Source organism: Streptomyces fodineus (assembly GCF_001735805.1).
GTDB lineage: Bacteria > Actinomycetota > Actinomycetes > Streptomycetales > Streptomycetaceae > Streptomyces > Streptomyces fodineus.
On record NZ_CP017248.1, the window covers coordinates 4837743 to 4857826 of the forward strand.

Genomic DNA, 20084 nt, shown 5'->3' on the forward strand with positions numbered 1-20084 from the left:
GTTGCCGCCACGGCAGACAAAGGTTGCCGCGATCGAGGGAAGAATTTTCACGGCCGCCGTCACCGTCCCCACCCAGTTCCGCGGCGACCCGCCGGCCACCATGGAGGCCACCTACGCCGACGGGACCCACGCCGGCCCGGCCGACTGGACCCCGTACCAGCAGTTCGGGTGCGTGTTCTCCCATCGAGCTGTGCGGCAAGGGGGTGAGTCCTCTTGCCGCACAGCGGCGTTCACCGGGTCGGGACGAACCCTCCCCGGACCGACGCGGAGCCGCCCGAACCCTGTGCGTCGACGCGGTAGCCGTCGCCCGCGGCACTGCGCACGCCGGTGGCGTGGTTGAACTGGGCGGCGAACTCATGACTCCCGGCCGGCACGGTCAGGCCCGGCTTGAGGACCCAGCGGTAGACCAGGGTGCCGCCGGCCTCCTGGGCGGTGACGGTGAAGTCGGCACTCGGCAGGGTCTGCCAGGTGCCGGTGTTCTTCACCCCGCCGGTCTGCACGATCCGCATCTCGATCGTGAGCGAGGTGAGCGGCTGGGTCGTCTTGAGGACGAGGTTGCTCTGCGTCCAGTAGACGGTGCTGTGCGGGTCCACCGAGCCGGCCGACCACAGCGCCCCGTTCTGGCTCTCACCGGCGGCCGGCGATGGACTGGTGGCCGGCGGGGTCGGGTGCGCGCTGCCCGGGGTGGTGGCCGGGGCCGGCGCGACAGGGGTGGGGCGGGCCGATGTCGGGTGCGGGGAGCCGACGGTCGGGGACGGGGTGGCAGGCGTGGTCACGGTGGGCGACGGCGACGAGTGCGCGACGATGGCGGCGACGGCGAGGCCGCCGGTCGCCAGGATGCCGGTGGCGGCGAGCCCGGCGAGCGCGACCCTGGTCCCGGACCTCGCGAACGGCCTGGCGCGGTGACGGACGGCGGGGCCGGCCATGCCGCGTTGCACCCGGGCCAGCATCCTCGCACGGTCGGGCCGGTGGGCCTCGGCGGCCTCGCGCAGCCGACGGGCGATCTCCTCGTTCACCGGTTCCTCCTCCCTGCCACCAGGTCCCCGACCGCTCGTGCGCCCAGTATCCTTTCCAGCTCGGCCATTCCCTTCGAGGTCTGGCTCTTCACCGTACCGACCGATATGCCCAGCGCTGCCGCCGTGTCCTTCTCCGACAGGTCGAAGGCGTGCCGCAGCACCACGCAGGCGCGCTTGCGGAACGGCAGCCGGGCGAGCGCCGAGCGGACGTCCAGCACGGCCGCCATGTCCGGCCCCTCCACCTTCTCGGGGATGCGGGACCAGAACAGCGTGATCCGGAGTCGCTCGCGCACCGCGCTGCGGATCCGTCCTCGCGCCAGGTTGGCCACCACACCGCGGGCGTAGGCGAGCGGGTGGTCGGCCTGCCGCAACCGGTCCCAGCGCTGCCACAGGGCGACCAGGGCATCCGCCGCGAGGTCGTCCGCCGCGTCGGTCTCGCCGGTCAGGAGGTGTGCCAGACGGGCGAGTTCGGCATAGTGGCGTTCGAAGAATTCGTGGAACTCCGCGGACGCGTCATCGAGGAGCATCCCCCGCCCTCTCCTGGCAATGATGTGCGCGTTAGTTGCGCGTTTAACAATGGGGGGCGCAGCCTAACAGTGCCCAGCCCGGGATCCGAACGGCGGTCGTGCTCGGTTGCGGGCCAATGAAGGCTGACCGGCAGGCTGGTCAATGCCGGGCGAACTGGACGCCGGTCGGCTGCGCGACGTCCGGCCGCACGGCGTCGATGATCCTGACACCGATTCCGCTCCCGGGGGACGGCCCGCCGGCACACCGACGACCAGCAGCGCCATGGGAATGCCCATGACCAGTCCGCGCCTGCGCCACGGTTGCGGCGCGGCGTGCTTCGTTGCCCTCATGCCCGTCCATCCGGTAGTTCGACTCGGCCTTCCGGCTCCCGGTTGCCGCAGGAGACGAGAAGGTTGCCGCCCCGACGCTGATTTCCCGGCGACCGGTGCGCCGCACGAAAGGGATCCGAAGAACATCGGATACGGCGGCGACCTTTCCACCCCGCGCGGCCACCTAGGGGTGCACCAACCACGGCGAGCGCAGTCAGCTGCACCACGCCACCCGTATCCACGCACTCCGATCCCGAAGGCGGACATGAACGAAGGCACCAACCGGGGATCTCACCTGACTGCCCTAAGCTGACACTCCAGTTGACGGCCGGCGAGGAGACAGACGAATGGCGGGCGCGAGCGAACTGCCGCCGGACGAGGTCCTGGCCCAGCGGCTGCGTGACGGTGACGAGGCGACATTCGCTCTGGTGCTGGACACCTGGTCAGGTGGCATGCTCCGGCTGGCCATGTCGTTCGTGTCGACCAAGGCATCCGCGGAGGAAGCCGTCCAGGACACTTGGCTGGCGGTCATCAGGGGTATCGGCGGCTTCGAAGGCCGTTCATCGCTGAAGACATGGGTGTACCGGATCCTGGTCCACACGGCCAAGGCACGCGGTACGAAGGAGATCAGGACCGTTCCCTTCGCCAGCCTGCTGCCGGAGGAGGAAGGGCCGACGGTGGACGCCGCACGGTTCCGTCCCGCCGGTGAGGAGTACGCCGGACACTGGGCCGTCGGGCGGGAACCGCGTCACTGGCACATTCCCGAGGACCACGTGCTGCGCGGCGAAGTCCGGGAGGTGATAGCGGAGGCTCTCGACGAACTCCCGCCCCGCCTCCGGACGGTGATCACCCTTCGCGATGTCGAAGGGTACGGCTCGGAGGAGGTGTGCTCCTTGCTGGAGATCTCGCCCGGCAACCAACGGGTCCTCCTCCATCGGGCCAGGGCCGTCTTGCGCCGTAAGCTGGAGAACTACTTGTCGAGCGCCCAGGACGTCGCGGCGGGAGGGGACGAGCGTGGACTGCGTTGACTTCGTAGAGCTGGTGACCGATTTCCTTGAGGGTGCCCTGCCCGAAGACGACGAGCGGCGCTTCATCGAACACCTGGCGGAATGCTCCGGGTGCGAGCGCTACCTCGATCAATTCCGCCGGACGATCGCCACGACGGGCGAACTGACCCCGGACAGCATCGCGCCGGACGCCAGGCAACAGTTGCTCTCCGCTTTCCGGGACTGGCGGCTTCAGTGATCACCCGTACTCGGTAGGACGGCCCGGCCTCGGCCCGACCTGCGCCGTCTCCGGACGCTCCACGCCCTCGCCGGCGGCTTTCTCCCCAAGGGACTTGTAACGCTTGGGGCGATCCGCGCCTGGTCGCGGGGGCGGACAGGACCCCGAAAACCGTGGAGCGGGTGGCGTCGTCACCCGCTCCACGGCTTTCCCGCGCGACGTGGTCCGTCAGGCGCTCCGCTTCAGCTCGGCCGCGCCGAACGAGACGCTGAAGCGTTCACACCAGATCGTCACCGTGGAGAATTTCTTCAGGTCGGTGCCCGCCGGGATCGCGTAGTTCTGGTTGCCCTCGTTGCCCTTGAGGCTGCCGAGGTCGACGTGCCTGCCGTCGTCGAGGTTGCCGCCGCCGTCCCGCTTGACCGGCTGGTCGCTGAGCCAGACGTGCAGGGCCGGTCCGTCGGAGGTCCGCAGGTTCGTCAGGCGCAGGTTCGCCTTCCCGCCTGCGAGCGGCTGGATCTGCACCGAGCCGCTGGTGGAGTGCTCGTGGGAGATGAAGCTGCCGGACGCCAACGGCGCGGCCGCAGAACCCTGTTGGCCGTTGGCCACGGGAGCCGCCTCATCCACGCGGTGCGTGGTGAACAGCCGCCACGGCTGGAAGAGGTAGAGCCCGACGGCCGCCACGACGACGACGGCGGCGATGGTGGTGATCCAGAGGACCGGGCGCTTGGTTCGGCTCATGGGGATTTCCGTTTCTGTTGGGTGTTCACGCCGGGACCGGTGGCAGTACCTCCCCTGGACCGCTGACGCGAACGCGCGGGCCGACGGCTGTTCAGCACTGCTCGGCGGGGCGCGGTCGTTCCTGTTCGACGGTCGAGCGCGCGGCCTTCTCGCGGCGCAGCGCGTCGGTCTCGTCGCGGACGGCGTCGAGTCGGACCTCGAGCAGGCCGACCCGCTCGCGGTAGCGCTCCAGCTCGGCCCGGACGAACGCGGCGTCCGCCACCTGGCGGGCCGTCTCCTCGCGGATCGCCGCGGTCTCCTCGGCGAACTTCTCCTGCGCGGCATCGAGCGCGGCGACGGCCATGTCCGCCGCCTCCTCGGCGAGCGCGGCGCGCTCCTCGGCGGCCAGGATGCGCTGCGCGGAGGCGCGGGTGACCGTCTCGATCCGGGCCTCGGCCGCCGCGGAGTCGGTGATGATCGCCAACTCCTCGATGTAGACGGGCAGGTCGGTGGCGAGTTGCTCGATGAGCGCGACCAGGGAGTCGCGTGACCGCGCGTCATGGTCGACCTCGACCATCGCCATCGCTGTCATGGCCGTCATCTCACCGGTCATGGCGTCCGCCGGCGCCTGCTCGGACGCATCGGCGACGGGGGCATGTCCGGGCTGCGGGGGCACCACCTCGGCGCCCGGGACCGGCTCGGACGCCTGGGGCACCGGTTCCGGGGCGGGCGTGTGTCCAGGCCCGCCGTGCGCCGTACCGGCAGCGGACGCGTGCCCGGACGCAGTGGGCCAGGACTGTCCGGCGACCGGCGCCTGGGCCCCCTTCGCCGCCTCCTCGGCCGCCTTCTTGGCCTCGGCTGCCGCGCGCTTGTCCTCCTTGCGCTGCTGCCGCTTGGCGCGGAACTTCCTGAACGCGCCGAGCGCGTTGTGCTCGGGGTGCCCGCAGTAGCGGGGCGCCGGCCCCTGCGCGTCGGGTGCGTGCGGCTCGGGAGGGTTGGTGCATCCCGGGTAGGCACAGGCGGGGGCTGTCTCGACGGACTCGACGGTCATGTTCGGCCTTTCGTTGAGGTGTTGGCGGTACTCGGTGGTACTCGGGCTCAGCGATATTCGGGATTCTCGAAGTCGAACCGGCACCCGGCGTCCCACTGCGACCGCTGGTTCCCGTGCGCCGGAATGCCACCGGCGTCCTTGAGCAGCCGGGCCAGGTGCAGCAGGTTCCACGTCATGAACGTGGTGTTCCTGTTGGTGAAGTCGTTGGTGGGACCGCCGGAACCCGGATCGAGATAGGACGGGCCCGGCCCGGCCTCCCCGATCCAGCCCGCGTCCGCCTGCGGCGGGATCGTGTATCCCAGGTGCTGCAGGCTGTACAGGACGTTCATGGCGCAGTGCTTGGCGCCGTCCTCGTTCCCGGTGATCAGGCAACCGCCCACACGCCCGTAGTAGGCGTACTGGCCGGCGTCGTTGAGCCGGCCCGAGCAGGCGTAGAGCCGCTCGATGACCAGCTTCGCGACCGAGCTGTTGTCACCCAGCCAGATCGGCCCGGCGATGACGAGGATGTCGGCGGCCATCACCCGCTGGTAGATCGACGGCCACGCGTCGCGCGCCCAGCCGTGCTCGGTCATGTCCGGCCACACCCCGGTGGCGACCTCGTGATCGATCGGCCGCAGGTGCTCGACCTGAACGCCCTGCTTCTCCATGATGCGCGAGCTGAGGTCGATCAGGCCTTGTGTGTGGCTGCGCTCCGGGCTCTTCTTCAGCGTGCAGTTGAGGAACAGCGCACGCAGGTCGTCATGGCTCATACTCCTCAGTGCGGCGAGCGCGCCGAACGTTACAAGTGACGCTCGAACCGTTCACGCCCGCCGGGACACTCAGGTGTTCGGTGGCGTGGCGGTACGCATGCCCCCGAGCAGGGTGGCGAGGTAGCGGTGGGCGGTCTGAATGCGGTCCGCAAGGGTGCCGCCGTGGACGGTGACGGCGTGGGCGATGCCGCACATGAGGGGGACGAGATCGGCCGCGGCGAGGTCGGGGCGGACGGCCCCGGCGTCGCGGGCCCGCTCGAGGAGCGTGGTCCCGGTCGACTGGAGGGACTTCTTGAGTTCCGTGGTGCGCTCAAGGGCGTCCGTGGTCGCTGCGGCGACCGGGGGCAGGGCGGCGTCGGTGATTTGTGCTTCGACGACGTGGGACAGGAAGTCCTCCAGAGCGCGCCCGTGGTCGGTGTCGGCCAGGGTGTGCCGGCCGTGTTCGGCGAGGGCTTCCAGGCAGGGGGTGGCGACGGTCTCCAGCAGCGCCTCGGGAGTGGCGAAGTGCCGGTAGACCGTGCCGACGCCGAGTCCGGCCCGGCGTGCGACGTCGTTGAGCTGCAGTGCGGTGCCCTGGTCGACCAGGTCGCGGGCGACGGCGACGATCCGCTCCCAGTTGCGGGCGGCGTCCTTGCGCAGCGGTGTGGTCGTCATGGGGAACAGTCCAGGTCGCTCGTCTCAAGGCAGGCTTGCCGTCCGATCATATGCGGGCGTTTCCGGGTGACGCGCCCGTCGTGGGGGGGCGGGCCGAGCGGCCCGCCCCCACGGGGCTGTCAGCGCTGGTCGCGCTGCCTGTTGAGGAAGCCGGTGATGATCTCCAGCCAGTGGTTCGGCTGCTCCAGGAAGGGCAGGTGTCCGCTGGTGAGCTCGGCGGTCTGCGCGCCGGGGATGGCCGCGGCCAGGTCGTACTGGAGGGCGGCCGGTATCAGGGTGTCGGCGGTGGTGACGACGACCAGGGTCGGGGCGGTGATCGCGGCGAGGTCGTCGCGGACGTCGGCGCGGCGGACCAGGTCGACCTGGGCGCCGGTGCCGGGCGGGAGGGCGGAGGCGGTCTGCTCGGCGGCCGCGCGCACCTGGGCGGGAGTGAGGGAGTTCAGCAACGGCGCGCTCACGGCCAGCTGGGTCAGGTACTGGGCGAGCAGGAGGTGCTGTCCGGTGTCGTAGAGCTGGTGCCAGATCGTGGCGGCCAGCTCGGTGCGGGTGTCCACGCGGGCGAAGGTCGCGCTCAGGACGAGCGCGGTGACCCGCTGCGGGTGGCGGACGGCCGCTCGGATCGCGACCGGGCCGCCGAGCGAGTATCCGCAGAGGGCAAACGTGTCGAGCCCTTCGGCGTCCGCCGCCGCGACGAGCTGGTCCGCCAAGGCATCGAGCTCCAGGGGCATGGGCGTGGTGGGGGTGTGTCCTGAGCCGGGGTAGTCGACCCCGACGACGGTGTGCTGCGCGGCGAGCCCTTCCATGATCGGCCCGTAGTTGGCGTCGATGCCGCCGCCGGCGCCATGCGCGAGGAGGAGGCCGGGGCCGGAGCCGTGAACGGTGCGGGCACAGGCGGTCGGGACTGCGTTGGTCATGTCGTGTCCTCAGTCGGGTGGGGATTGGCGCGGCGGTGGTCCGGCGTGTCTCGGGGGCGGGCGCGCGGGGGCCGACGCGACCGTGTGACCGTTGGCCGGCCCTGTCGGTGTGACGGGCGTTGAGGGCGAATGTTCACGCGCCTGCGTCGGCCGGGGTGGGTGCGTGGATTTCGCTGAGCCGGCGCACGGCCTCGGCGAGGCGGCGGTCGGTCGCTGCGCGCAGCGGGGCGACCGGGTGGCTCTGGGGGCCGATGAGCAGGCCGGTCCGGCCGGTCAGCGCGTTGTCGGTGGCGGCGACGATCGAGGGCCTGGCTGCCGCCGACGCCGGGCCGGAGGTGGATCGCTCGAACCTGCGGCGTACCAGCGGCCACAGCAGCCGCAGGGCAGGGGAGACGATCTTCGGGTCGGTCAGGGTGCCGTTGGTCATGTCGGTGGCGGCGCCTCCGGGGTCGGCGGCGAAGACCGACACGCCCGTGCCGGCCAGCCGGGCGGCCAGGTCCAGGGTGTAGGCGAGGTTGGCGAGCTTGGCGCGGCCGTACCAGTGGAAGCCGTAGTAGCCGCCGGGCGGCTCGACGGCGTCGAACACCCGCTTGCCGACGGCGACCGCGCCCGAGGTCACGTTCACGATCCGGCTGGGCGCCCCGGTTGTGAGGGTGGGCAGCAGCAGTTCGGTCAGCAGGTACGGCGAGAGGTGGTTGACGACGAAGGACGCCTCGACGCCGCCCAGGGTCCGGCGCTGCGGGAACATCGCTCCGACGTTGTTGACCAGCACCGTCAGCGGTTCCCCCGAGGCGTCGTGGTCGGCGGCGATCCGGTCGGCGAGCGCGCGCACCTGGTCGAGTGAGGAGAGGTCGGCGGACAGGAACTGGCCGGCGCCGTCCGGGCCCGCCGCGTTGATCCGCTTGACCGCTCCGGCCCCCCGTTCCGCGTCGCGCCCGACCACGGTGACCGCGTACCCGGCGGCGGCCAGCCCGAGCGCCGTCTCCAGGCCGATGCCCCCTGTGCCCGCCGTGACCACGGCTGTCTTCGTCATGAGCTCCTCCACCCCGACAGGTAATCGGATAGTCCATCCGGTTAGCTGGGACGGTAGCACACATCCGGATCAACTATCCGGTTAGGCGTCATGAGCCCGTCCACACGACTTGGGCCGCCGCACGGGACGTCGTACGCCCCAGCCGCCCCTGCCGGCGTTCCTCAACGTCGCCGTGACGTACCGGGGGCGCCTGCGTAAGAACTTCGTAAGGCCGCAGGGTCGGTTGAGGCCGTTCCGTGTCCGGTAGCTTCCCGAATGAATCAGCGGCACCGGACGAAACAGGCAGCACTTCGGCGCAAACGGAATACGAAAGGGCTCGACCGTGCAGAGAGCTGGAATAGCGAAAAGGACATGGACGGTAGTCGGTGCGACTCTCGCCTTAGCGGCCGGCGGAATTCTCACGGCTCCCGCCTCCCAAGCCGACGACGCCACTCCCATGACCGTCACACCGGCCCAGACCGCCACCCCGACCACACCCGGCCAGAGTGAAATCCCGGGCACCACCCAGACCTTCGACGGGGACTACGTCGTGGTGGACGGTGCGAGCATGTTCGCCGGCAACTGCTTCAACGCCAGGGAAGTCAATGTCGCCAGCCGCCAGTACCGTGACTGCGGAGTCGAACGCGCCGCGCTCAACATCACCGGCCACGTACTCACCGAGTACGACAGGGAACATCTCTTCCTCGGCAATGACTTCAACGTCCGAGGCGGCACCATCAACCTGGCGGGTGGCGTGTACCTGGGCAACCGCTTCGTGGCAAACACCATCATCATTGAGGGCGACGCGCTCTTCGTAGGCCGCAATACGTTCGAAGGCCAGGTGTTCGTCAAGGACCCCAACCAGATCGCCGGGCAGATCTTCCGAGTCGACGACATGACGACCACGCACCAGAGCCAGGTGGCCTCCCGGGTCCGTGATCTGTTGCGTTGCACCAACACACTTCTCGAACCCCAGGTGTTCGGCCAGCTCGACACCGCAGGCGAGTTCGCGAACCCCTCCATGGACGGGCAGGTCCGCATCCATAACCTGATCGCCGCCGGGGGCGTGAACGACGAGGTCGGGCGTTGCGCCCAGCTGCTCGGCGAGGACGACTACGCGCACTTCAGCGCCATTGCCACGGTGGACGGCCCGCGGAACCCCGCGATGACCGACGGCATCACGCACGCCGAACTCGAACTCTTCAGAGACGAGTTGACGGAGTGCAGCGAACAGATGCGGATCGCCTCTGGGCAGGGTCCGGGCGCGGCACTCGCGGCCCTGCTCGACTGCGGACAGTCGAAGACGGTGCAGGGCAAGCCGGAGGCGTCGTCCCCCTGATGCCCGCCCGCCGCACGACGTCGGCCGGCACAGCGCCGGCGACCGCTCCCGTGATCCGGGCGGGGAGGTAGGCCGCCAGGTCGTGTGCGGTCGGTCCGTCGCCGGTACGGCGGCCGTTGATCCAGGTCATGAGGGTGACGGCGGGGTGAAGTGGGCCCCGGAGGCCGGTCCGAGCAGCGCGATGAGGACGCCCAGGCCGAAGACGGTGGCCAGTGAGTCGGCGAGCAGTTGCACGCCGGCATCCCGGGTGAGTTCGGTGGCCTGGATACCCGAGCCGACCACCACGGCGACCAGCGCCGTCGAACCGACGGCTTCGGCCAGAGCGCGGCACCCCAGAGAGGCACTCACGTGAGTACCTCCGCGGCCGTCGGCGTCCTCTGGAACACGGCGAGCCGGTCGAAAGCCGGCGGCAGCACCCAGTAGTAGACCCAAGGTGCCGCGGCGCTCGCAGTCGATGAGGCCGGCCTGCCGCAGGAGCTTGAGGTGGTGGGAGATCGTCGGCTGGGACAGGTCGAAGCCGGAGTCAGTTCGCACACGCACACCTCGCCGCCCGCCCCGCGCGAGGCGATCACCGACAGCAGGCGGAGCCGGACCGGATCCCCGAGGGCCCTGGACACCTTCGCCGGCTCGGCCGCCTGTTCCTCGTCCAGCGAGGACGAGAACTTCGGCTCCACCCGCTATGCCGCCGACGAGCGCGAGGCCCTCCCCGCCGAGGCGGTCGCCCTGCGAATGCCGGGTGGAGGGCGGGCCGCACGGCGTGCGTGCGGAAGGCGTGTACGTCTACCGCCGGGATCACGGTGTGAGCTGCGAACCACTGCGGTACGGCTTCGACATCGCCGGCCCCTGAGACGTACAAGGCAGCGCGGCAGCAGCCCGTCGTTGAGACCGCCGCTGTCGTGAATGCGTCACCGATGGCGAGAACCAGTAGCCTTCCGCCGGCGTCGTAGGGCAGTGTGCCGACGGCCTGAACTGTGGGGGGACCACATGAGCAGCGAGATCTACTTCAGCAACAACTACCGTGACCTGTGCGAGCGCAGCGGTACGGGGGCCGGTTTCCAGTTCGAGTTCTCGTGTTCCCGCTGCTACGACACCTGGCGCTCGCCCTTCGAGCCGTACGCCGGTGAGCGGGCCGCCACCTGGCTCGGCAAGGGCGTCGACATGGCCTGGAGCCTGCTGGGCCGGGCCGGCGGCGGGCTCACCTCCGCGGCCGACGGACTCGCGGGCGCCGGCTGGGGACCCGCCCGCGACAAGGCTTTCGAGCGGGCGATCGGCAATGCGCAAGGACACTTCAACCGCTGTGCGCGATGCACCCACTACGTCTGCGGGCGCTGCTGGAACGCGGCGCAGGGACTGTGCCTGAACTGCGCTCCGGACACCGCGGCCGAGGCCATGGCGGCCCAGCAGCGCGGCCTGAACGACATGGCCTCGCAGCGGGCGTACGCCGTGGGCCAACAGGCCGGCCAGGGGTACGACCCCAGCATGCCCCGGCAGCTGGTCTGCCCCCAGTGCCGCACCGAGACCCGCGGCGCCGCCTTCTGCTCCGGCTGCGGCCATCACCTGGCCCAGTCCACCGCGTGCGCCTCCTGCTCCGCCGTCGTGCCGGACGGCGCGGCCTTCTGCCCGGGGTGCGGCAGTCGGCAGTAGCACCGTAACGATGGGGTAGGCGGGCTGGGTACCGCCGGCGGACAGAACGAGCCATCGGCGCCGAGCGCGGCGCGCACCAGCCCGGAGGCCCATCAGAGACCGCGCGCGGACCGGCGGGCACGACGGCCCTCGTGCTCCGCCGCGGAACTCTCTTCGAGCCGCCCGAGCAGGAACGGCAGGACTCCCCGCTCCAGCAGGGCCAGTTCCCACTCCTCACGTGCCCGCGCCGCGTCTGTGACCGCATCCTCAGGCGCGTCAGGCTGATCGGCCGGCCGCCTCCGAGCGGCCGCCACGACGAAGTACGCGAGGTCCCCGATCGCCCCTCCCACGGCCACGGCCCCGGCGATCAGGCCCGACGTGACCAGTCCTTCGCCGATGTAGGGACGGCCTCCAAGGGCCAGCAGGACGAACCCGGTGATCAGGCACACGGCGGCGGCAGCGACGGCCAGACTCGTCACGAGCACTGCCAGCACCGGCAACGGGCCGCCGCCGGCGCCCGACACACCGGTTTCCGGCCCGTCGCTCGCGCTGCGGTCCTCCGTCCCGGCGGCCACGCCGGCCCGCGCCTCGACGAACTCGCGATACTCGACGGCCGCAGCGGAAACGATGTCGTCCCGGGCCTGGAGCGCTCGCGTACGCAGCCGTCCGCGGTCGAGCGTCCCGCCAGGTCGGCGCAGCGCGTCAGCGACCTGCGGGGACTGCAAGCCCTGCTCCAGAGCCCGCTCGAACGTCGCACGGATCTCTGCCTCGGGCAGTTCCGGTGTTCGCATCTGTCCCCCGAACCTCGGTGTGTGACTCGGCCGCACGGCGTACGAACCGGCCAGACGAGTACCGTCAGGAATGGGCGAGTCTAAGAGTTCCCCAATTGCGCAATCTTTAAAGTGCAGCGGCAGGCCCTCACCTCGGAGCCGCAGGTCCTGCTCGATGGGCGCTGCCTTCGTCCTTCATGGCTTTGGCCTCGCTCTTGAGGATGCGCATCGACTTGCCCAGCCCGCGCGCGGCCTCGGGCAGCTTCTTCGAGCCGAACAGCACGATCACGACGATCGCCACCACCAGCAGGTGCCAGGGTTCCAACCCGTTGCGGAGCATTCCGCCCACCCCTTCTCCATGCCGGCGGCGGTGCGGGCCAGGCGTGCCGTACCTGCCGCCAACTGTTGCTACCTTGCGCAACCGTACAAGCCCTGGTCGGATCCGTCGCCGCTCGGCAGGGCCTCATTCATCGGAGTCGGGCTTGTTCCGTGCCGCCGCGTAGGCCTGGGACGGTGTCATGGAGACGCCGTTCAGGCTGACCGTCTTGTAGGGGCTGACCTTGGCGCAGGTCTTGGCCTGGTCGGCGGTGGAGGCGTGGGCGCCTCCGACGGCGGCCTTGGTGTCGGCGGGAGCGGGTGCGGAACTGCCGCCGGGAAAGCCGGTGCCGCTGGGCCAGTCGCTGCCGATCACCAGGGTCAGGCCGCTGCCGGTGCCCTGCTTCAGGTGCGCGGAGGACAGCCCGAGCGCCTTGGCGACCGTCTGCGCCTCGTCCTTCTGACCGCTGCCGTAGGCGAGGGTGGTGGTCGTCGCGGGGCTCGGCGCGTTGGCCGTGGTCGTGGCGGAGCTGAAGCCCTGGTCGGTCAGCGCCGTCGCGATGTCCGAGGCACGGCCGGTGACCGCGGTGCCGTTCTCGACCGTAACGGCGATCTGCGACGCGGGGACGGCCGGGGCCGTGGGCTTCGCGGTCGCCGAGGCCGCCGCGGACTTCTGGCCGGAATCCGTGGTCAATGACTGGTCGTTGGCGATGGTGGCGAACAGGGTCTTGGCGCCCGGGCCCACGACGAGCCGTTCCCTGTTGTTCGGGTCGGCGGCCGTCTGCATCGTCGTGAACGTCAGCCGCTTGGTCGGCACCTTGTTCACGTCCGACGCGAGCGAGATCAGCTTGCTCACGCTGCCCAGGCCGTCGTCCACGGTCAGCGCCTTGGTGGCGGCGTCGGCCAGGCCGTAGACGGCCGTGGGGTCGGTGAGCGTGCCCGCGCTCTTGAACTTGCGGATCAACGAGCTGAGGAAGAGGTGCTGGGTCGTCGTACGGCCCAGGTCGCTGCCGTCGCCGAAGCCGTGCCGGGAGCGGACGAAGGCCAGCGCCGCCACGCCCTTGAGGGTGTGGGTGCCCTTGGCCAGCTTCAGGTGCGAGTACGTGTCGTAGACGTTGTCGCTGACACAGACGGAGACACCGCCGACCGCGTCCGACATCTTCACGACGCCGGAGAAGTCGAGTTTGACGAAGTGGTCGATCGGGATGCCGGTGAGCTGGTGGACGGTGGCCACCTGACAGGCGGGACCGTACTGCAGCGCGCTGTTGATCTGGCCGTAGTAACCGGACGTGGACTGGCCGCTCTCACTGTCCTTGCAGGCCGGGACCTTCGTCATGGTGTCCCGCGGGATGCTCATCACCGTCGCGTTGGAACGGTCCGCAGAGATGTGCACCACCATCTCCACGTCCGCGTTGCTGCCCGTCTGCACCCCGGTCTTCGCACAACCACCGCCGAGCCGGCAGTCGGCCTGGCTGGTACGGCCGTCCGAGCCCATGACCAGGATGTTGATCGGGGTGCGGCCGAAGGCGTCGGCCTTCTCCATGCCGCCCTTGCCGTCGAGCGCGACGCTGTTGATGTTGCCGTTCAGGTGCTGGTAGAACCACCAGCCCACGCCGGCGGTGATGACGATCAACACGGACAGGGTGATCGCGGCGACCTTGAGCACCCGCCGGACGCGCCCGACGGGATGTGCGCGGCGCCGCGACCGGCTTTCGCCCCGAGACCGGGTTCCACCGCGAGAGCGGGAAGCCGCCCGGGCCGCGGCCCGGCCGCCCGGTGGGCGCGTGCCCTCCGCCTCGGACGTACGCTGTCCGGGCACCCGGGTGGTGGTGCGGCTGCGCGTGGCCTGGCCGGTCGGGCCGTCCCACGGGTCGCTCATCTTCCACTCCCATGAACGGTCGGGCTCGTCAGGCCGGGCCATCGGGGGTACGGCCGGGCATGCGCGGCTGGGTACGGACAGGCGAGGGTGGGCCCCACCTCGATTGCGTAGTTGCGCAATCTAACAAACCCGTGGCCCGGGTTGTACAGGTCCTTACGTATCTCACGGGTGAGGAGTCTCATGAGCGGGTGGACCGGCGCCCCTACGCCCGTTCAGGTCCGGCTGCCTCAGCGATCGTTCCTTCCGTACCTCGCGATGATCCACGCGGCGCCACGTTCCGCCAGGGCTCGCCTCCGTCCCCGGCGCGAGCGCCGGCCGGCGAGGCGTGGGGGCGGAGCCTGCGTCGGCATGGCCGCCACGGTTGCCAGACGGCCGGCGGCGCGGGCCAGCTCCGCCTGCAACCCCCGGCGCCGCTCGGAGGAACCCGCTCTCAATAACGCCGCATAAAGCCCTTCGACCTCGGCCAGGGCCGCCCCCAGCCGCATATTCGCATCACGCACTCGCCGAATGTCACCGCGCGGCATGAACACCCTTCCTCCCCCGATCACGGGTCTTACCTCCGCTGACCGCGATTATTGCGCAACTCGGCAACTCACCCTGCGCCGACGTGTCCTGACCATGAGGAGGGCGGCGGCGTACAAGGCCAGGACCACGCTGAGCAGGAGGTAGTAGACGGCCGGCAGAGCGGCGAGGCCGACCACCGGGCCGAGCGGTGAAGAAGGCAGCGCCAGGCCGATGACGGACAGGGCGATCGCGGCCCAGCCGACCGGGCCGGGCCTGCGGCTCCGCGCGCCCCGGCGGCCGGCCCGGAGCAACACCATCACCAGGGCCTGGGTGAGCAGGTTCTCGGTGAACCAGCCGGAGTGGAACACCGCCTCGTCGCCGCCCGTGCCAAGCCCGTGCAAGGTGAAGGCGAGCACGGCGAAGGTGGCGAGGTCGGCCACGGCGTTGAGCACTCCGAACCCCGTGATGAAGCGCAGGAGGTCACGGGGGCGCAGCACGGTCGGCCGACGCAGGCCCAGCGGGTGCGGACGGTCGTGGGCAAAGCTGAGCTGGGCCGCGTCGAAGCAGAGGTTCTGGGTGAGGACCTGGGCGGGGAGCATCGGCAGGAAGGGCAGCAGCAGGCCCGCCGAGAGCATCGCGATCACGTTGCCGAGGTTGGAGGACAGCGTGACCCTCAGGTAGGTGGCGATGTTGCCGCCCGCATGCCTGCCCGCGTCGATGGCATGGGTGATCGCGGTGAGGTCCTTCTCGGCGAGCACCACGTCCGCGCCCTCGCGGGCCACGTCGGCGGCGCCCTGCGGAGCGATGCCGACGTCGGCGGCACGCAGGGCGGGCAGGTCGTTGACGCCGTCGCCGAGGAAGCCGACGGTGTGTCCGGCGCGGCGCAGTGCCTGGGTGATCCGGGCCTTGTGGTCGGGGGTGCAGCGGGCGAAGACGGTCGTACGGGCGACCAGGACGGCCAGTTCGGCGTCGGTGAGGGTGTCGATGGCGTCGGCGGTCACAACGACGTCCTCGGGGACCGGGATACCGAGGTCGCGGCAGGCCCGGGCGGCCGTGCCGGGGTGGTCGCCGGTCAGGACCTTGACGGTGACTCCTTGCCCGGTGAGGACCTTCAGCGCCTCGGCGGCGGTGGGCGCGAGCGCGTCCCGCAGGGTGATCAGGCCACGGAAGGTGAAGCCGCGTTCGTCGGCCTGTGTGTACTCGCGGGTGCGGGCGGGGCGTTCGGCGGTGGCCACGGCCAGGATGCGCAGCCCGTCGTCGGCCTGCCGGGCGGCGAGGTCGCGCAGTCGTGCGCGTTCCTCGTCGGAGAGGGTGCAGCGGGACAGTACGGCTTCGGCGTCGCCCTTGGCCACCAGGGTGTGCATGCCGAGGCGGCCGGGGGTGCGGACGACTGCGGTGGCGAGGCGGCGGGCCGGGTCGAAGGGGACGGCGGCGATGCCCTCGTACGCGAGGAGGTCGTGCTCGTCGACCGCGTCCAGGATCGCCTCGTCCAGGGCGTCGGGCTCGGGCAGGTCGGCGAGTTGCAGGGTCCACCAGGCGTTGACGGCGGCCCAGCGCAGGACTTCGGGGTCGTCCCGGCCGTCCGGGCCGAGGCTGCGGCCGACGACGGGCTGGTCCTGGGTGAGCGTGCCGGTCTTGTCCAGGCACAGCACATCGGCGGCGCCGATGTCGTACAGAGCGGGGAGCCGTCTGACGATCACCCCGTGGGTCCGGGCCAGCAGTGCGGCTCCGCGGGACAGGCAGGTGGTGACGAGGACCGGCAGCATCTCCGGGGTCAGCCCCACCGCCACCGCCACCGCGAACGGCAGCGTCTCCAGACCGCGTCCGCGCAGCGCCGCGTTGGCCATCAGCACCAGCGGGGGCGTCAGCAGCATGAACCGGATCAGGATCCAGGAGACGCCGTGGACGGAACGGTCGAAGGCGCTCGGCTCCGGCCGGCCCGCCGTACGGCCGTGCGCGGCGCCGAACCGGGTCTGCGCACCGGTCGCGGTGACGACCGCGGTGGCACTGCCGGAGGCGATGCCGCTGCCCTGGAAACACCACTGCGGCTGATCGAACAGTCCGCTGCCGGTGCCCGGAGGAGCGTCGTCGGTGTGCTTGGCGACGGGCGCCGACTCTCCCGTGAGGGCGGACTGGTGCACGGTCAGGCCGCTCGTACGCAGCAGGCGTACGTCCGCCGGTACGAGGTCACCCGGCCCGAGGCGGATCACGTCGCCGACCACGAGCTCGTCCACGGGGATCTCGCGAGAGGCGGATACCGCGTCCTCGTCGGCGCGCCGCAGAACGGTCACCGTGGTGGCGACCAGCCGACGCAACGCGGCCGTGGACCGGTCGGCCCGGTGCTCGCCCGTCGCGCGCAGCCCGCAGCTGACCCAGACGAGGGAGAGGATCACCGAGGCGGTGCCCCAGGCGAAGACGGCCGCCGAGACCAACCCGAGGCAGAGCAGGACCGCGGTGAAGGGATCGCGCAGGCTGCGCACGAACAGCCGAAGCCAGGAAGCCTCGCCGCGAGCCGGAACGGTGTTCCCGCCGGACCGGGCCAGGCGTGCCTCGGCCTCAGCCTCCGTCAAGCCGCGCGGACCGCTGTCCAGCCGGCGCAGCACCTCCAGCAGCGTGGGCGCGGAGGATCCCGGACCCGGCGCCCCAAGTCCCTCGGAGCCTGCGGCCCCTACCGCAGACACAGCCACCGGAGCGGGCGGGTCGGCGTCCCGGTCCGAGGCCGCGGTGGTCTCAGCCACTGGTCCCGTGCAGGAGCCGTACCGGCGCGGAAACCTGGTGAGAACGTGCCGTCAGCTGCCCGATCATCACGCGCACGAGCGTCACGACGTCCGGGTCGTCGATGTAGTAGACCTGCCGCCGGCCCTCACGGCGAGAGCGCACGAGCCCGGCGAGCTTCAGCTTCGCCAGGTGCTGGCTCACGGCGGGCAGGGCACCACCCACCCGGTCGGCGAGGTGCGTGACATCACTCTCCCCCTGCGACAGCGCCCACATCAGGTGGAGCCTGACAGACGAGGCGAGCAGCCCGAAGGCGCCGGCAGCAGCCGCCAGCACGTCGGCCGAGGGGTCCTCGAAGCCACCGACGTTGTCCGTCACGGTCCCGTCCCCCCGCCCACACTTCACAGTCGACGTACATGCGCCCACACAGTGTAGGCGTCGGGACCAGCACCGCCGATGAGACCTGCCGCACCGGCACCTGACCCGTCCCGGTTCCCGGTTTGCGCAATGTCATGACCAAGTGACAGGAACCCAACGACTGAGTGGCAACCGGCCGGCGCCCCTGGCCATGGCCGGGAGACCTTCCGTAGCCTCTTGCGCAATCAAGCAATGAACGAACGTCTGCGCCTGGCGCGTTCGCCGGTGCCGACCGACGGGAGGACAACACCGTGGGCATCATCGGCTGGATCATCCTCGGCCTGTTCGCCGGGGGCATCGCGAAGATCCTGCTCCCCGGCCGCGACCCGGGCGGTCTGATCGGCACCACTCTGATCGGCATCGCGGGATCCTTCATCGGCGGCTGGCTCTCCGCCCACTTCCTCCACCGCTCGGTGGAGAAGCACTTCTTCGACCTCTACACGTGGGGCGCGGCGATCGCCGGCTCACTGGTGCTGCTCATCGGTTACCGCATACTTTTCGGCAACTCCCGCGACTGACGAGCCCCAAGACAATCAACGACCCCTCGGCGTGCGACTCCAGGTGACCTCCTGCACGGCTCAGCCGAAGCGGCCCTCGACGTAGTCCGCTGTGCGGGGGTCGGTGGGGGTGGAGAACATCGTGGTGGTGGGGCCGTGTTCCACGATGGCGCCGGGGGTGCCCTGTTGGGCGAGGAAGAAGGCGCACTGGTCGGAGATGCGGGCCGCCTGCTGCATGTTGTGGGTGACGATGACGATCGTCACCTCGTGGGCCAGCTCGCGGATCGTCTGCTCGATGCGGTGGGTGGAGGTGGGGTCCAGGGCGGAGCAGGGCTCGTCCATCAGCAGGACCTCAGGGCGTACGGCCAGGGAGCGGGCGATGCACAGACGTTGCTGCTGGCCGCCGGAGAGTGCGCCGCCGGGCTGGCGGAGGCGGGAGCGGACCTCCTGCCACAGGCCCGCCTTCCGTTCACGTGCGTGCCGGTGAGCTTCAGGCCCGAGGTGACGTTGTCGTAGATCGACATCGCGGGGAAGGGGTTCGGCTTCTGGAAGACCATGCCGTGGCGGCGCCGGGTCTCGGTCAGACGGCGGCCCCGGGCGTAGATGTCCTCGCCGTCCAGGAGCACCTCGCCGGCCAGGGAGGCTTCCGGGATCAGCTCGTGCATGCGGTTCAGGATCCGCAGGAAGGTGGACTTGCCGCAGCCCGACGGGCCGATGAGCGCCGTCACCTGGCCGGCCGGCATGGTCGGCGACACGCGGTCGAGGACTTTGTGGTCACCGAACCAGGCCGAGATCCGGCGCGTGTCGAGGGTGGCTCCGGCGGTGGCTCCGGTGGCGTACGGCGGGAGCGGGAGAGTCGTCTCCGTCACGGTGTCACTGCTCTGTTCGGTCAACGCAGGTCCTCGATCGGTTTCGCGCCGCGTGTCGCATCACGCGTCACATCCAGGCATCTGGAGTCACATCAAGTTCGGCGGGAGCTGTGCCGCCTGGTCGGCGACCGTGAGGCCCAGCACGGCGAGCAGGGGCGCGCCGACCACCCAGGTCGGCCGGCGGCCCCAGCGGGCGTGGGTCCAGGCGACGGCCGCCGCCGCGAGCAGGAGCGCCTGGCCCCACAGCACCAGCGGCAGCCAGGCCGAGCGCTGGACGGCCATCGGCGTCTCCTCCTCGGGCAGGGCGCCCCGGAGTGACGCCCGGGGCGGGCGTGGCCTGGGCCCGGGAGACCAGGTCCGCGTCCACGCGCAGGATCCCCCGGGGCATGAACGGCGTGCCGTCGGCCGTGATCAGGGTCAGGCGGCCGTGGCCCGCCGTGAGGGCCGGTGGCTGCGGGTCTCCGGCGCGGCGCAGGCCGAGCACGCGGTAGGTGCGCTTGCCCTGGCCCGTCACGGTGAACGCATCCCCCGGGCGCAGCTCACGCAGGTGCAGGAACGGGCCCCCGAACGTCGTCTGGCGGCCCATGACGACGCTGACCCCGGCCTGCCCCGGAAGGACCGTGTCCCGGCGATGGCCCGGACCTCGGGCCAGGTCCTCGGCCGTCGTACCCTCCCGGACGACCTCGCGCAGGTGGAGGGCGGGGATGTCCAGCAGCGCCACCGGCGTGCCGGGGCCGACCGGGCCACCGACGGGGGCGACCCCGTTGGCGAGGGTGCTGCGGAGGGCGGCGTAGTCGACCTGCCGGTCACGGACATGGCGGAGGTCGCCCAACGGGCCGACGTCCAGGACGAATCCGAGCAGCAGTGCGCCGAGGATGCTCAGCGCGACCCCGAGGACGCGCACTCGGCAGATACAAAAAGCGCGGGCGGACCATACGGACCGACCCCCCTCCACCTTCGCGAACTTCTCGCCACTGACCGAA

At 70.9% G+C, this 20084-nt stretch carries 20 protein-coding genes and 3 pseudogenes; 6 read left to right on the plus strand and 17 right to left on the minus strand.

Going from position 1 to position 20084, the window contains the following annotated elements:
* The first annotated feature begins 1 nt into the window (after position 1).
* Positions 2-340 (plus strand): hypothetical protein, encoded by a 339-nt coding sequence (locus tag BFF78_RS49370; protein ID WP_079161404.1) that lies wholly within the window; start codon positions 2-4, stop codon positions 338-340.
* Here the strand turns inward: BFF78_RS49370 and BFF78_RS20385 are convergent.
* Both BFF78_RS20385 and BFF78_RS20390 read right to left on the minus strand, forming a co-directional pair.
* Positions 231-1016 carry a hypothetical protein gene (locus BFF78_RS20385; RefSeq protein WP_069779688.1) on the minus strand — a complete coding sequence of 262 codons (786 nt, stop codon included), beginning with the start codon at positions 1014-1016 and terminating at the stop codon, positions 231-233. The genes BFF78_RS49370 and BFF78_RS20385 overlap by 110 nt on opposite strands.
* Positions 1013-1543 (minus strand): SigE family RNA polymerase sigma factor, encoded by a 531-nt coding sequence (locus BFF78_RS20390; RefSeq protein WP_069779689.1) that lies wholly within the window; start codon positions 1541-1543, stop codon positions 1013-1015. The genes BFF78_RS20385 and BFF78_RS20390 overlap by 4 nt, the downstream gene beginning before the upstream one ends.
* Positions 1544-2199: 656 nt before the next feature.
* Here BFF78_RS20390 and BFF78_RS20395 point away from each other — a divergent pair.
* Complete coding sequence (locus BFF78_RS20395) at positions 2200-2880, plus strand: RNA polymerase sigma factor (protein WP_069779690.1); 681 nt, start codon at positions 2200-2202, stop codon at positions 2878-2880.
* A gap of 13 nt (positions 2881-2893) precedes the next feature.
* The gene (locus BFF78_RS20400) at positions 2894-3097 is read left to right on the plus strand and encodes a zf-HC2 domain-containing protein (protein ID WP_237282554.1); all 204 of its coding nucleotides are present in this window, start codon (positions 2894-2896) and stop codon (positions 3095-3097) included.
* Between the two features lie 207 nt (positions 3098-3304).
* Here BFF78_RS20400 and BFF78_RS20405 read toward each other — a convergent pair whose 3' ends face one another.
* The 6 genes from BFF78_RS20405 to BFF78_RS20430 form a co-directional block, all read right to left on the minus strand.
* On the minus strand, positions 3305-3814 hold the full coding sequence (locus tag BFF78_RS20405) for a DM13 domain-containing protein (protein WP_069779692.1): 510 nt from the start codon (positions 3812-3814) through the stop codon (positions 3305-3307).
* Positions 3815-3905: 91 nt separating this feature from the next.
* Positions 3906-4844, minus strand: coding sequence for a hypothetical protein (locus tag BFF78_RS20410; RefSeq protein ID WP_069779693.1), 939 nt, complete (start codon positions 4842-4844; stop codon positions 3906-3908).
* A gap of 47 nt (positions 4845-4891) precedes the next feature.
* A complete protein-coding gene (locus BFF78_RS20415) occupies positions 4892-5593 on the minus strand; it encodes a flavodoxin family protein (RefSeq protein ID WP_069779694.1) in 702 nt (233 codons plus the stop codon).
* Between the two features lie 69 nt (positions 5594-5662).
* Positions 5663-6247, minus strand: coding sequence for a TetR/AcrR family transcriptional regulator (locus tag BFF78_RS20420; RefSeq protein WP_069779695.1), 585 nt, complete (start codon positions 6245-6247; stop codon positions 5663-5665).
* Between the two features lie 119 nt (positions 6248-6366).
* Complete coding sequence (locus tag BFF78_RS20425; protein ID WP_069779696.1) at positions 6367-7161, minus strand: alpha/beta fold hydrolase; 795 nt, start codon at positions 7159-7161, stop codon at positions 6367-6369.
* A gap of 133 nt (positions 7162-7294) precedes the next feature.
* Entirely contained in the window at positions 7295-8194 is a 900-nt protein-coding gene (locus tag BFF78_RS20430) for an SDR family NAD(P)-dependent oxidoreductase (RefSeq protein WP_069779697.1), read from the minus strand.
* Between the two features lie 436 nt (positions 8195-8630).
* On the opposite strand from BFF78_RS20430, the gene BFF78_RS20435 reads away from it, so the two are divergent.
* Positions 8631-9512: a hypothetical protein gene (locus BFF78_RS20435; protein WP_227025886.1), complete on the plus strand. Its 882-nt coding sequence runs from the start codon at positions 8631-8633 to the stop codon at positions 9510-9512.
* 13 nt (positions 9513-9525) lie between these two features.
* Here the strand turns inward: BFF78_RS20435 and BFF78_RS20440 are convergent.
* A pseudogene (locus BFF78_RS20440) lies at positions 9526-9860 on the minus strand (aquaporin); the annotation flags it as partial.
* Positions 9857-10186: pseudogene (locus tag BFF78_RS20445) on the minus strand (ArsR/SmtB family transcription factor). The pseudogenes BFF78_RS20440 and BFF78_RS20445, both read right to left, overlap by 4 nt.
* 310 nt (positions 10187-10496) lie before the next feature.
* On the opposite strand from BFF78_RS20445, the gene BFF78_RS20450 reads away from it, so the two are divergent.
* On the plus strand, positions 10497-11156 hold the full coding sequence (locus BFF78_RS20450) for a zinc ribbon domain-containing protein (RefSeq protein ID WP_069779699.1): 660 nt from the start codon (positions 10497-10499) through the stop codon (positions 11154-11156).
* Between the two features lie 92 nt (positions 11157-11248).
* On the opposite strand, the gene BFF78_RS20455 is transcribed toward BFF78_RS20450, so the two are convergent.
* The 5 genes from BFF78_RS20455 to BFF78_RS20475 form a co-directional block, all read right to left on the minus strand.
* On the minus strand, positions 11249-11926 hold the full coding sequence (locus tag BFF78_RS20455; protein ID WP_069779700.1) for a hypothetical protein: 678 nt from the start codon (positions 11924-11926) through the stop codon (positions 11249-11251).
* A gap of 127 nt (positions 11927-12053) precedes the next feature.
* Positions 12054-12245 (minus strand): Sec-independent protein translocase subunit TatA, encoded by a 192-nt coding sequence (gene tatA / locus BFF78_RS20460; protein ID WP_069779701.1) that lies wholly within the window; start codon positions 12243-12245, stop codon positions 12054-12056.
* 123 nt (positions 12246-12368) lie between these two features.
* Complete coding sequence (locus BFF78_RS20465) at positions 12369-14099, minus strand: LCP family protein (RefSeq protein WP_227025887.1); 1731 nt, start codon at positions 14097-14099, stop codon at positions 12369-12371.
* 572 nt (positions 14100-14671) lie between these two features.
* On the minus strand, positions 14672-17341 hold the full coding sequence (mgtA, locus tag BFF78_RS20470; RefSeq protein WP_069779702.1) for a magnesium-translocating P-type ATPase: 2670 nt from the start codon (positions 17339-17341) through the stop codon (positions 14672-14674).
* Positions 17334-17696, minus strand: coding sequence for an ArsR/SmtB family transcription factor (locus BFF78_RS20475; protein WP_069779703.1), 363 nt, complete (start codon positions 17694-17696; stop codon positions 17334-17336). Before BFF78_RS20475 ends, mgtA begins: the two co-directional genes overlap by 8 nt.
* A gap of 290 nt (positions 17697-17986) precedes the next feature.
* On the opposite strand from BFF78_RS20475, the gene BFF78_RS20480 reads away from it, so the two are divergent.
* Entirely contained in the window at positions 17987-18253 is a 267-nt protein-coding gene (locus tag BFF78_RS20480; RefSeq protein ID WP_069779704.1) for a GlsB/YeaQ/YmgE family stress response membrane protein, read from the plus strand.
* A gap of 60 nt (positions 18254-18313) precedes the next feature.
* Here the strand turns inward: BFF78_RS20480 and BFF78_RS20485 are convergent.
* Both BFF78_RS20485 and BFF78_RS20490 read right to left on the minus strand, forming a co-directional pair.
* Positions 18314-19101, minus strand: a pseudogene (locus BFF78_RS20485) (phosphate ABC transporter ATP-binding protein).
* A 67-nt stretch (positions 19102-19168) separates the two neighbouring features.
* Positions 19169-20005 (minus strand): sortase domain-containing protein, encoded by an 837-nt coding sequence (locus BFF78_RS20490; RefSeq protein WP_227025888.1) that lies wholly within the window; start codon positions 20003-20005, stop codon positions 19169-19171.
* Between the last annotated feature and the right edge of the window lie 79 nt (positions 20006-20084).